This window comes from Pasteurella canis (genome assembly GCF_900454865.1).
Classification (GTDB): domain Bacteria; phylum Pseudomonadota; class Gammaproteobacteria; order Enterobacterales; family Pasteurellaceae; genus Pasteurella; species Pasteurella canis.
Genome location: NZ_UGTV01000015.1, coordinates 607046 through 620449, shown reverse-complemented (window position 1 = coordinate 620449; position 13404 = coordinate 607046). Strand labels below are relative to the sequence as shown.

Below are 13404 nucleotides of genomic sequence, written 5' to 3'. Positions count from 1 at the left end.
TATCCATCTTAAATTTTCGTCAGGAATTGTACCACTTTGTTTAAATCACGGGTACGTTTTGAGTTAGGTAAGCTTTTTAAGAAAGTCGCACCATAGGCACGTGTGACTAAGCGGCTATCACAAATAATTACGACCCCCCGATCGCTAATATCACGGATCAAGCGCCCAACACCTTGTTTTAAACTAATCACGGCTTCAGGAATTTGGATATCATTAAAAGGATCTCCACCTTGTAAACGGCAGTCCTCAATCCGTGCTTTTAATAGAGGCTCATCTGGCGCAGTAAAAGGTAATTTGTCAATAATCACTAAAGAAAGCGCATCACCGCGTACATCAATCCCCTCCCAAAAGCTTGAAGTTGCTACTAATACGGCGTGCTCCTCAGAAATAAATTGATCTAATAGCGTTGTTTTAGCCGTTTCGCCTTGTAATAAAACTAATAAGTTACTCTGCTCACGAAAATACTCGGCTAAACCGCGCATCATGACATAAGAAGTGCAAAGTACAAAACAGCGGCCTTTATTTGCCTCGATCACAGGTAACAACATTTCTCCTAGCTGTTTTAAGGTATGTGTTTGATTACTCGTTGGCAAATAGCGAGGCACACAAAGCAAAGATTGCTCAGGATAATTAAATGGGCTCGGTAAAATTTTCTGTTCAGCATGGCTGATACCCAAACGTTGGCAGAAATGCTCAAAACTGCCTCCCACTTCCAAGGTTGCAGACGTAAAAATCCATGCACTTTCTCGTTTTTGCATTTCCTCATTAAATTTTTCGGCAACAGTTAAAGGCGTAATATGTAAAGCAAATTGACGGCCCATTGTTTCATACCAATAACAATGCCCCGTAATAGACGTATTGGCTAAACGTTTTAGCTGAATTTTCATCGCTTCTAAGCGTTCAAAAATACTGTCTAAGGTTTGTGAACGTCCTAAAGCTAATTTTACAACTTGTGAAACGAAGTCAATTTTCTCTTGTAAATGCTCAAAACTGTTTTTAACAGCAGTTTGTGTTAATAACTCACGCCAATTACCACGTAAATTCCCCTCACCTAGAACTAAACGAAAATCTTGTACTGTTTTTAATAAATGATCCGAAGCTGTACCGAGCTGCGCCATATCCTTAATTTCAGTACGATAAACAATATTGATGTCTTTGCATAAATCAAATAATTGACGAGAACTCATCGACTGCCCAAAATATTGACTCGCAATATCAGGTAATTGATGGGCTTCATCAAAAATAATGACATCCGCTTGAGGAATTAACTCACCAAACCCTGTCTCTTTTACTGCAATATCGGCAAAAAAGAGATGATGATTCACCACGACTAAATCAGCATTTAATGCTCGCTTACGTGCCGCCGCTACATAACAATCACCATAATTAGGACAATCCGTACCTAAGCAACTCTCTGCTGTACTGGTCAATTGAGGAAAAATAGGACTATCTTCAGCAAGCGAAACACATTCTGTTAAATCGCCTGTTTTAGTCGCATTATTCCATTGTCTCACTTTCGCAAGATCGGCTAACACAGTGCGATCACCCAATACACCTTGTGCGATCAATTGATCCAAGCGCTCCAAACACAAATAATTAGCTCGCCCTTTCAATAGGGCAATTTTTCCTGTGTAACTAAGCGCTTTTTTAATTGCAGGTAAATCACGTTTAAATAACTGGTCTTGTAGATTTTTTGAACCCGTTGAAATAATCGTTTTTTTGTTTGCTAATAATGTGGGTGCTAGATAAGCAAAGGTTTTGCCCGTCCCTGTTCCTGCTTCAACGACTAATGCTTTCTTGTTTTTAATTGCATTTGCGACCGCATTTGCCATCTCCAATTGTTCTACACGAGGGCGGAAGCCTTGAATATGCTGACTTAATGCACCTTGTTCAGAAAAGACCTTGATTATTTGTTCAATATTCGCCATTATTTTTCAGATAAATTTCAACATTCTGACATAGTTTAGCAGATTTTCCCTGACCACTAAACAACACACTGAATAAAAAAACAGTATTAAGAGGTTTTATGAAAAATCCAATCCAACCCCAATTTATTAAACACATTACTCCTGAACTGAGCTTATACCAATATCATCAAATTCCTGTTATTGTTTTACAGCATTCTGTTGGAACTGCACAAATTGCCTTACAAGGTGCTCACCTCTTTAGCTGGAAACCTGCGGGTATTGAGCAAGATGTTATTTGGCTCAGTGAAATTGAGCTTTTTCAACAAGGTCATGCTATTCGTGGCGGTATTCCTATTTGCTATCCTTGGTTTGGTCCAGTGAAGTCCCCCTCTCATGGCACCGCTCGAATCCGTTTATGGCAACTTACGGACTATCAAATTGAAGCACAACAAGTACAATTAGAATTCGGTTTATTTAGTGAAGATCATCTTATTGAAGCCAAAATTAACATGATTTTTAGCCAACAATGTGAGCTTATTTTTACACATTATGGGCAGGAAATAGCACAAGTCGCATTACATAGCTATTTCAACATTGGTGATATTCAACAAATTGAAGTACAAGGTTTACCAACGACTGCTGTTAGTAATATCACTAAAGCTCAAGAAAGCGTCCCATCGCCACGTAAAATTAGTGAAAATGTCGACAGTACTTATCATATTGACAATGCACGAACGGCAATTGTGGATAATGCATTACAACGCATAATCACCATTGAGCATCATAACGCATCTGATGTGGTGTTATGGAATCCATGGCATAAAGCCACAAGTGGTATGAGTGAGTCTGGCTATAAAACCATGGTTTGTGTAGAAACTGGACGTATCAGTCGAGAATTAAAACAAGGGGATCAAGTATCAGCAATCTTAAAAGTGCGGTCTGTTTCATAAAAATTTTAGAGGCTGACCTTTCAGCCTCTTTCTAACTTTAAATTATAGCGAGTCGTTTATTCACTTCGTCACACCCAACCTAATTGCGATAAAATTAATAAACCCACTGAAGAAGTAATAATCGCACCTAATGTGGTTAAGGCAATAATATTGGCTGCACTGGTACCATTACCGCCCATACCACGTACCATCGCATAAGTAATAGTCGCCATCGGTGTTGCTGCCATTAAAAATAAAATACCCATATTCATACCAGATAAACCAAATAATTTACCTATACAGACCATAAAAATAGGGGCAATAATCACACGCCCAATACTTCCCCAAATCACTGTTCGAGAGCCACTCGCGCTCCCATTGAATTTAACACTGGCTCCCGCACAAATTAATGCTAAGGGTAACGTCATACTCGCAAGGTAGTTTCCCGTCGTTTGTAATGTTTTTGGAAACTGTAGTTCAAGTCCATTTACCACATACCCTAACACAATGGCAATAATCAAAGGATTTTTAATGACATTTTTAACAATCCCCCAAAAACTGACTCGTCCATCAGCAAACGAACGGCTTAAGGTAATCACGCCTAATACATTAAATAAAAAGATCGTCGCTGCCGCATAAATTGAAGCTGGAGCTAACCCAGCCTCACCATATGCATTAATACATAATGCTAAACCTAAAATGCCATTATTACCACGATAGACACCTTGTACAAACGTACCGCGTTCTTGCTTTTCCACGATGAACTTTGCAGCAACTAGCTCTGCCACAATAAAAAGTAATAATGTGCCTGTGAAACTTGCTGCAATGGGTAATAACTGTGAGCGAAACTCTACTGGATTACTCGTAATATTTAAAAATAACAAAATAGGTAAAGTAATATTAAAAATAATTTTTGTTGCTTGTCCTGTAAACTTATCATCTACTATGTGCAATCTTTGTAAAACCACACCGAGCAATAACATTAATACAGTGGGTAAAGTAACACTCATTGAAAATAAGAACGAGGAAAGAAAATCGGTATTATGCATATTTATATTACCTGTATTGAATCAAATCGCTTTCTCTAAACACCATTTACGGTTAGAATTGCGCAATTAACACTTTTGGTCATTATGCAAAATTTCACCCAAAATGACCGCACTTTTTCTCTAATTAGGATAAATTATGTCGATTACATTATCTACCAAACAAAAGCAATTTTTAAAAGGTCTTGCTCACCACTTAAACCCTGTGGTGATGATCGGTAACAATGGTTTAACTGAAGGTGTATTAGCCGAGATTGACAATGCACTAGCACATCACGAACTCATTAAAGTCAAAATTGCAGGCGCAGATCGCGAAGTAAAACAATTAATTATTGATGCGATTGTACGTGAGACAAAAGCTTGTACAGTACAAACTATTGGGCATATTTTAGTCCTCTATCGCCCAAGTCAAGAACCCCAAATTCAATTACCACGTAAATAATCAATATAAATAGTAAGAAATAAAGAGTAAGAAAAACGGCAATAAATGCCGTTTTATTTTTCATATAAAAAAGGGTATTGCACATTCAATACCCTTTTGTTTTATTATTTTAGTAGAAAATTACCATTGATAACCGATACTACCACCTAGGTTAACATCACCACGGCTATTTACACCACCACCCAGCTTAATCGAGATCTTGTTGTTGTCAGAGTTTCTTGCATAACCGACTGCAACTGCTGACTCACTCTTATAATGTCCCACACCTAATGAAACAAGGCTCTTACCTGCTTCATTTGGACGTTGTAAGAAGGCAACTGCTGTTGCACCTGCAACACCTGCACGTAGATCTTTATCAACTTTATTGATGTGATCACCCAATTTATTGATTGCGGTTGTATTATTGTTCACCTGTTGTTGAACTTTATGTAACTGGCTACCATTCACTGCTTGCTTGCTAGTTGCACTCACTTCACCATCAGCCACACCGTTAATCACGTTGTTACCCATGTTGATTGCTGCACCTTTCTCTACAGTAAATTTCTCTCTAACTGTTACACCTTTCACATCAATATTGTCTTTCAGTTTGACACGAATTGTATCACCTGCTACTTCAGTTTCGATATTTTTATCGTCACCTTTCACTTTCACTGTTGTACCAAGTTTCGCTTTGTGCTCAGTACCTTTATCCGCACCAAACACTAAACCATCGTTCATGGTCGCCACTTGCTCTTCTGTGCCATCTGGTTTTTTATAGACAATGCGTGTTTTACTATTGCCATCTTTACCATCATTGCCATCTAAGCCTTTCACGCTATCTTTCACGCCAATGATCGCATTCGCATTTTTACCATCTGCACCAGCAGGACCTGTTAAGCCGATAGTACCCACACCATCTTTACCACTGATAGATACCGCATCTTTACCATCTTTACCGACGATACTGATACCATCTTTACCATTCGCACCATCTTTCGCATTGATGACGACAGCACCTTCACCAGGTTTACCATCTGCCCCTTTTGGACCGACAACAACAGAGTCTTTCACATTAATGCTATCTGCAAGACCAAATGTCACATTATGCTTATCATTGTCAACTGTTTTGCTGATCACAATATTGCCATCAGTATTGTTCAAATCAACAGTGTGTTTTGGTTTCACGTTAGATACATTGTTATTCGCATTGTCATTAACCGAAATATTCCAGCCCGAAGCAGCAAGCTCTGCGGTTTCTTTCACAGCATGAAGCTGGCTACCATTCACTGCATCTTTGCTCGTTGGCGAAATATCACCATCTGCTACACCAGTAATCTTAACGAATTTATCCGCGTTTGGATTAGTAAGATTCAAAGTTGGATTACCGTCTTTATCTTTGGTTGTAGTCATAGATAATGACTCATTGCCGTCCTTATCAGTAAACTTAATTGAGGCATCTTGACCATCCTTACCATTCAAGACAATACCTGAAAACTCTGGACGTTCTTTCATTACCACCTCTAAGCTACCTGTTGGATTACCATTTTGATCCGTAACAGCACGCACACCGACATTGCCACTTGATACTTTAGTATTGTCCTTGACAGTAGCTGCATCAACACCACCTTTGATACCTAATGTTTCATTCAATTTACGAGTCACAACAGTACCATCATTGCCCTCAAATTTCATACCATCGTTTAAGGTAGCAACTTCCTCAGTGATCGGTTTACCACTTGCATCCTTAATAGGATTACCATCTTTGTCTTTCAACGTGTAAACAATACGTGTTTTACTTGTACCGTTAGCACCATCTGTACCATCAACACCAGCAGCACCTGCTTTTACACCAATATCCGTTGAAACTGATTTACCATCAGCACCACGTGGACCAGTCAAACCAATCGTACCGTCTTTACCATTTAAGACTACACTTGCACCATCTTTACCAGTGACTTTAACAGAACCATCAACGCCTTCTACACCACCTTCCGTTGGTTTACCTAACGTAATATTATCCGCTAAGCTGACTTCTAGGGCTTTAGATTGACTACCATCTGGATTTGTTACATCAACAACTTTCGTATTGATATTACTATCCCCCGTAATCTGTGCAGCTGTACCTAAATCTTGCTTGAATTCATTACCCGCTTTATCTTTCAAGCCAAACCCACCATTTCCAGCAGAAGTAATATCAGTAATGGCATTTTTCAGATCGCCAACATTCACACCATTAGTTAAAACATCACCTGTAGCATCTTTTAATTTAACATCATTACCATTACGATCTTTCAAACCTGTAGCAACATTCACAATTTGGTTACCACCGTTATCTAACCCATTTTCAGTTAATTTAACAGTTTTGTCACCTTGGGTAATAGTTAAGCCATCTTTATTAATGACTGCGCCATCTTTACTTCCATCAGCAGGATTGCCAAATGTTGCACTGTCTAACCCTGCTAAAGCTTTAGCTAAAGCAACAGTAATCGTATTACCCCGAATCTGAGTCATAATATTCTGACCCGCATCAAAATTAGCCCAGTCTGTATTGCTATCTGCGCCTTTTACATTCACACGGCTATTCAATTTGGCGTTATGAACATCACCAGCATTCGCACCAAATTTTAAGCCATCGTTTAGTGTAGCTAACTCTTCAACTGTTGGTTGTCCACCTTGTGTTGAATTTGGAATCTCATAAGTAATACGAGTCTTTTTATTACCATTAGGGTTATTTGGATCATCTGCTGTATTTGCTAAATCAGGATTTCCTTCAGCTACTTTAATTTTCGCCGTTGGTGCTGCTCCACCAGCTTGATTTGGCTGCCCCGTTAATGAGATAGCCCCTTCACCACCATCAACTACAACACGATCTGCTCCTTTATCATCTTTTAAGGTCACTTTACCCGCTTCACCTTTTGCATTAGGCACATTAGCATCTGGACCTTTACCTAAAGATAATTGGTTAGCTAAGCTCACCTCAAGGGCTTTAGATTTCGTATTCGTCTTAGGATCAGTAAAATCAACAACTTTTGTATTTACATTTGCATCACCGATAACTGCTGCAGTATCTCCTAAGTTTTGTTTAAAAGTATTACCTTGTTTATCTTTTAAGCCAAAGCCGCCTAATGGATTGTTATTACCATTTCCATCATTACCAGCAGTGATATTATCAATTGCTGTTTTTAAGTCTCCAACATTCACACCATTGGTTTGAACAGCATCAGCTAAAGATGTTGTTGCACTACCATCATCTTTCGTCAATCCACTGGCAACATTCTTAATTTGGTTATTACCATTATCTAAACCATTATCAGTTAAACTGACTGTGTTATCACCCTGAGTAATAGTTAAGCCATCTTTATTGAGCACTGCAATATCTTTTGGATTCGTAGTAGAATCGCCAAATGTTGCACTAGTCAACCCTGACAATGCTTTCGCTAATGCGACAGTAATAGTATTACCTTGAATCTGAGTCATAATATTATGACCTGCATCAAAGTTATCCCAAGTTGTGTTTGTAGCTTTACCTTTTACATCAACACGTGTATTCAGTTTAGCATCATGTACATCACCTGCATTCGCACCAAATTTTAAACCATCATTAAGTGTAGCTAACTCTTCAACTGTTGTTGTACCACCAGTCGCAGCTGGAATTTCATAGGTAATACGGGTTTTATTGTTAGGTGCAGAGCTAGGATCTGCATCTGGTGTATCTGCTAAATTCGCTTTACCCTTAGTCACTTTAATCTTCGCACTTGGTACTTCTGCTGGAGCTGTACCTGCTGGTAATGCATTACCAGTTAAAGTAAGAGAGCCATCTGTACCATCAAGCACAGCACGATCTTTACCTTTATTATCAGTTAACGTCAATTTACCCGCTTCACCAGTAGCAGTTTCTGTACCCTGTCCTAATTTAATATTATTAGCTAAACTAACTTCTAAACCAGTTGCATTATTACCCTCTTTTAGAATCTTAGTGTTAACATTGTTATCGCCAGTGACTTTAATTGCTGTGCCTAAAGCTTGTTTAACCGTTTGACCATCTTCACCAGTTAAGCCAAAGCCCTCTGCTTTAAGTTTATTTAATTGACTGACGTTAACTGCATCAGTATTTGCTGTACCTTCAGCAACATTAACAATTTTGTTGCCACCATTATCTAAACCAGTATCAGTTAAACTGACATTTGGTTTACCATTATTAACAATGGTCACACCATCTTTATTAATCGTAGTTTTGTCATTTCCACTACCAAAAGTTGCTTCTGTTAAGTTAGAAAGTATTTTAGCTAATCTGATTTCCATTGAGTTATCATCAGTAACGATAACACCAATATTTTTATCAGTCTTAGCAGTTAATTTATTAGTATCTGTTTCACCACCTGTAATATCAATTGCTTGGTTTGAACTACGAGAAACAACATTAGTATCACCGTTTGGCTTGCCATCTTGATTTGTTAAAGTAGAGTTATCACCAGCAAAACGCAATGGGCGAGTTAAAGCAAATAACTGACTACCATTAATCGCATCAGTACTTGTTTCAGTCACTAAGCCTGCTGCAACGTTTTGTACACGGCGCTCCTTACCAACATCACCAACTGTTACTACGCCTACTGGTTTTGAACCTGCAAAAGTGTAACCAGATTTATTGAGTCCATTTGCCATATCTGCATAAATATTCATACCCGAAGTAGAGTTACCCGTTGTATAAGCAGAAGCGGCGCCTAAATACACAGAATTCTCTAATGTTGCGGTGACATTATTACCTAAGACAAAATAATTTTCCCCTTTTGTATTCAAAGTATTATTTGCCCCAATTACAGAAGAATTAGTTAATGTAAACTCCTCTGTTGAGTCTGGATCTGGTAACTGAGCAATAGCGTTCCCATGACCATAAACAAATAGCCCACTTAAATCTTTAGCCAATTTTTTATCACTACTGATCTTATTATCATAACCAGTAACATAAATATCTTTTAGATCATTTGCTGGTGCCGCAGGAGGCGTTCCTGGAACATGAGCTTTTTCTTCAATTGCACCAATAAAGTTTTTGTTACCAACAACACGCGCATTTTCTTTAGCTTTAATTTCATTACTATTCCCGAAAATACCACTCTCGTTTGCGGTTAAAGTGCTGTTCGTATTACCTAAAGAATACGTTCCCTCACCATTAATTACAGTTGCTGTTTTATCTCCAATATTGCCCGCATAACCAATACTACCTGAGTTTTGTCCACTCACTACTTGATTAGTACCAAATGCAATAGAATTTAATCCCTTAGCATGTGATTTAGTGCCTAGCGCATAAGCATTAATACCTTCGGCTTTTGACTCAGTACCAATAGCAGTAGAAGATTCTGCCGCTGATAATGCTTGACTACCAAACGCATTACCTTTTAATGAGTTAGCAACCGCACGATCACCAATAGCATTCGCTTTTTCTGCTGAAGATACTGCGTTATAGCCAATCGCAATCGCTCTATCTACATTAGCATTTGGATCTTTATCTGACGTTGCAGCTAAGCTACCAATAGCAATAGAGTTATTACCATCAGTAGTTGTTCCTGCACCAATTGCAATACCATATTTCACATTTTTTGATGGTTTTGTAACTGTAGTTTCACTTTCTCTTGTTACACCATCATCTAATTCAGGGCTGCCTTTATAGTAAGTTCCTAAACCAATAGAACCTTCACCATTTACTGTCGTATAATTACCAATCGCTACACTGCGTTCTGCTTTTGCTGCTGCATTTTGCCCAATAGCCATTGCTAATTTTGCAGTTGCTCCATCATTGTCACGGTTACCTGGAACAGGATCCACTCCAGCATCATTCACACTAAAATAATGCGCTTTATTCTTATTCACAATTTGGTTAACTTGCCCTAAATTCACTGCATCGGTATCAAGTTCTGCTGGTGCAACATTAGAAATACGTGTTTTTGTTTTTAATGTAATTTTATTTTCTGCGCCAGTTGTTGGAGACGGAGGTACGGTATCATATTTAATCTCAGACACTGTCGGAGAATGTGATAAGGCATTAAACTGCGCTTGTAAATCACTTGTTACTTTTGCAGTGACCTTTTTAAGTTGTGCAACTGTCGCCGCATCTTGCTCATCCACACCATCAGCCACATTCACAAGACGACGTAAAATATGCTGATCTACTGCATTACCATCTTGGTGTCCCACAGAAACAACTAATGAAGAACGTTTACCAGTTAAATATCCCTCTCCCTCTTTTGCTACAGCACGAGAAGTCGCTCCTAATGCCACATTATTTGAATCTGCTGTAGAATTTGCACCAATCGCAACAGATTTATTCCCCTCTGCTTTTGAAGTAATACCTATTGCAACTGCATCTAACCCTAAAGCTGTTGCTTCAGCACCTAATGCCGTAGAACGAGATGCTGCTTTAGTTTGTGCACCAACTACAGTTGACTTTTGTACAGCGGTTAATACATCATATTTATTTGCTTCATGACCAATAGAAACGTTAGCTCCTGAAGTTTCTTCAGAGTTTTTTAAATTCGTACCAGCATAACTACCCAATGCAATATTATGTTTACCCACTACATTTTTACCTGAGTGAGCACCAATACCAATATTTAATTGACCAATAACACCTTCACCTGAATTCTCCCCAATATTAATTTGAGAATGTTTAGTCCCTGTTGTATCTGCTTCTTGCCCTTTACCCGCATTTAGACCAATCGAAATTGTCCTATCAGGAAGAGCCATTGCAGAGGAGCCTATTGCAACTGTATTACCTTGTAATGTTTGGCTGTTACTACCAATTGAAACTGAATTATCACCCGTTGCTTTTGAAGTATTCCCCATTGCAATAGAGTTGGTGCCTTTAGCTTCAGCGATTTTGCCTAAAGCAAGTGCTGCCTCAGCAAGAGCTTTAGAGGTAGTACCCATTGCTAAAGAATGTGCTGCTTCAGTTTCAGCACCATCACCAATTGCAATTGATGAATCAGAATCTTTATTTGTTCTTGCTTTATTACCTAATGCAATTGAGTTATCACTCGCTATTGCTTGAGCACTCGTACCGATTGCAATATTATTACTAGCAATTTGTTTTTTAAGATCTTTATTTGATGTAATCGCATCTTTACCAATCGCAATACTTGCTTTACCTCTACTGATAGCTTTATCGCCAATAGCAACTGAACTTTCACCGTCTCCAGCACCAATCACATAAGAGGATGAGCCATCATAAACCACATCGCTATCTTGTTTAGAACCTACTCGGGCATCATTACCAATTGCCACCCCTTTATTTGCAGTTTTTACAGCATAAGTACTATTACCCACAGCAACTGACTTCTCAGCATTTGCGATTGCGAAATGCCCAACAGCTAAGGCATCATCTTTTGAAGAAACGGCTTTAGGTCCTACTGCAATCGCATTAGTACCTGTCGCTGAGGCATCCTCAAGTGTTGACTTAGTACGGAAATATTTAATGCCCGTATATTCTGTACCATCAGTAACACCGATTGAAGTCACTAATTTACTTAATTGATCGAAAGTTGTTTTATCTACTTTATCTACTTTAAGTTGATTTACTTCTGTTTGACTCGCTTTAGTATTAACTGTTGTAGTTAAAGCATTTACTGTACTTTTATCCGCCTTATCATTAACTTTTGTTGTTAATTCATCTACTTTACTTTTATCTGCCTTATCATTAACTTTTGTTGTTAACTCATCTACTTTGCTTTGATCTGCTTTATTTGCTAAATCCGCTGTCGTCGCAACATTTTTACCACCAACGGTTAAAGTTGTTGCTGTGACGTTCCCTGCAGTAATAACAACATTATTAAAATTAGCTGTCCCATTAAAAGTAGCTGTATTATTAACAGTTAAGTTATTTGCATTCACATCCTGTGCCATCACAGATGCTGGTGAGAAAGTTAAAATTGAGAGTACAGCTATGGCACTTAGTTTAAACGAGGTTGGAATACTTGTACTAACTTGTGCTTGTTGATGAGAAGGTAAAACGCTATACGATTTCACCTTACCTTTTGAAGTTGTTAACTCCGATACAGCAATAAAAGTATTAGTTACATGACTCCATATAACTCGATAAACTTTATTCATAAAAAAAGCCCCTTTGGATAGAAAATATTAAATTAGAGATAGATTTAAACGCGAGATAATACAAATAAACACTAAATCTATAATCTGTAACTGATAGTCCTTGAGCAATAAGGACACTAAATCGACAATATTGGAGCATTTATTTTTAGGTAAGTAAATTGAGTGTATAGTGATCAAAAAGAGAATGCATATTAACCAATTGAAATATAAAGAAAAAATTAAATGTAAAGTTAAGTAATATTCCATTTAGATAAAATTTACATAAAAAACATTATTTACATAGTAGAAATAAATATTATTTATCAATAAGTTATGGTTTTTTTCATATAATCACAGTCTTTAGGTAAAATCATAAAAAAAGCCTGATATCTATACAGAAATCAGGCTTTAAAGAAAAGAGCTGTCACTACCTATAAATAGTTAACCTCAATAATCTCAAATTCCACTTTACCACCTGGTGTTTGAATTGAAACTATGTCATCGATTTCTTTCCCTACTAGACCTCGAGCAATAGGTGAATTAACTGAAATTAACCCTTCTTTAATATTCGCTTCATCATCACCTACAATTTGATAACTGACTTCTTCTTCAGTATCTATGTTAAATAAAACCACCGTCGATCCAAAAATTACTTTGCCATTATTTGGGATTTTAGTGACATCAATAATTTGGCTATTAGCTAACTTTCCTTCAATCTCTTGAATACGTCCTTCACAAAACCCTTGTTGCTCTCGGGCAGCATGATATTCTGCATTTTCTTTAAGATCGCCATGTTCACGTGCTTCTGCGATCGCTTTAATAATTTCTGGACGGCGTGTATTCTTTAAAAAGTCAAGTTCTTGCCTTAATTGTTCTGCTCCACGTATCGTCATTGGAATTTGTTTCATATTCTTTTTTTCTTCCTTTAAGATAAAAACAAACCGCAACATGGTTATTCACTATGCTGTGGATTGGTTAAAAATAATTAATTACGAGAAAGGATTGATTTACTCTCGAAGATT

At 37.8% G+C, this 13404-nt stretch carries 6 protein-coding genes; 2 read left to right on the top strand and 4 right to left on the bottom strand.

The features are described from left to right. Positions 1–8: 8 nt before the first annotated feature. Positions 9–1928 (bottom strand): DNA repair helicase YoaA, encoded by a 1920-nt coding sequence (gene yoaA, locus DYE19_RS03500; RefSeq protein ID WP_115322628.1) that lies wholly within the window; start codon positions 1926–1928, stop codon positions 9–11. Between the two features lie 98 nt (positions 1929–2026). Between yoaA and DYE19_RS03495 the strand changes: the two genes are divergently transcribed. After that, positions 2027–2857, top strand: coding sequence for a D-hexose-6-phosphate mutarotase (locus DYE19_RS03495; RefSeq protein WP_174694521.1), 831 nt, complete (start codon positions 2027–2029; stop codon positions 2855–2857). Positions 2858–2925: 68 nt separating this feature from the next. On the opposite strand, the gene DYE19_RS03490 is transcribed toward DYE19_RS03495, so the two are convergent. Beyond that, positions 2926–3885, bottom strand: coding sequence for an AEC family transporter (locus DYE19_RS03490; RefSeq protein ID WP_115322627.1), 960 nt, complete (start codon positions 3883–3885; stop codon positions 2926–2928). 136 nt (positions 3886–4021) lie between these two features. Between DYE19_RS03490 and yhbY the strand changes: the two genes are divergently transcribed. Continuing rightward, on the top strand, positions 4022–4324 hold the full coding sequence (gene yhbY, locus DYE19_RS03485) for a ribosome assembly RNA-binding protein YhbY (protein ID WP_065518436.1): 303 nt from the start codon (positions 4022–4024) through the stop codon (positions 4322–4324). Positions 4325–4444: 120 nt separating this feature from the next. Here yhbY and DYE19_RS03480 read toward each other — a convergent pair whose 3' ends face one another. Beyond that, complete coding sequence (locus tag DYE19_RS03480; protein ID WP_115322626.1) at positions 4445–12403, bottom strand: YadA-like family protein; 7959 nt, start codon at positions 12401–12403, stop codon at positions 4445–4447. A 410-nt stretch (positions 12404–12813) separates the two neighbouring features. Beyond that, the gene (gene greA / locus DYE19_RS03475) at positions 12814–13290 is read right to left on the bottom strand and encodes a transcription elongation factor GreA (protein WP_049214206.1); all 477 of its coding nucleotides are present in this window, start codon (positions 13288–13290) and stop codon (positions 12814–12816) included. Between the last annotated feature and the right edge of the window lie 114 nt (positions 13291–13404).

What these genes read in the sequence shown, in the direction of transcription:
- yoaA (WP_115322628.1), bottom strand. Translation starts at nt 1,928, where the DNA reads ATGGCGAATATTGAACAAATAATCAAGGTCTTTTCTGAACAAGGTGCA.
- DYE19_RS03495 (WP_174694521.1), top strand. Translation starts at nt 2,027, where the DNA reads ATGAAAAATCCAATCCAACCCCAATTTATTAAACACATTACTCCTGAA.
- DYE19_RS03490 (WP_115322627.1), bottom strand. Translation starts at nt 3,885, where the DNA reads ATGCATAATACCGATTTTCTTTCCTCGTTCTTATTTTCAATGAGTGTT.
- yhbY (WP_065518436.1), top strand. Translation starts at nt 4,022, where the DNA reads ATGTCGATTACATTATCTACCAAACAAAAGCAATTTTTAAAAGGTCTT.
- DYE19_RS03480 (WP_115322626.1), bottom strand. Translation starts at nt 12,403, where the DNA reads ATGAATAAAGTTTATCGAGTTATATGGAGTCATGTAACTAATACTTTT.
- greA (WP_049214206.1), bottom strand. Translation starts at nt 13,290, where the DNA reads ATGAAACAAATTCCAATGACGATACGTGGAGCAGAACAATTAAGGCAA.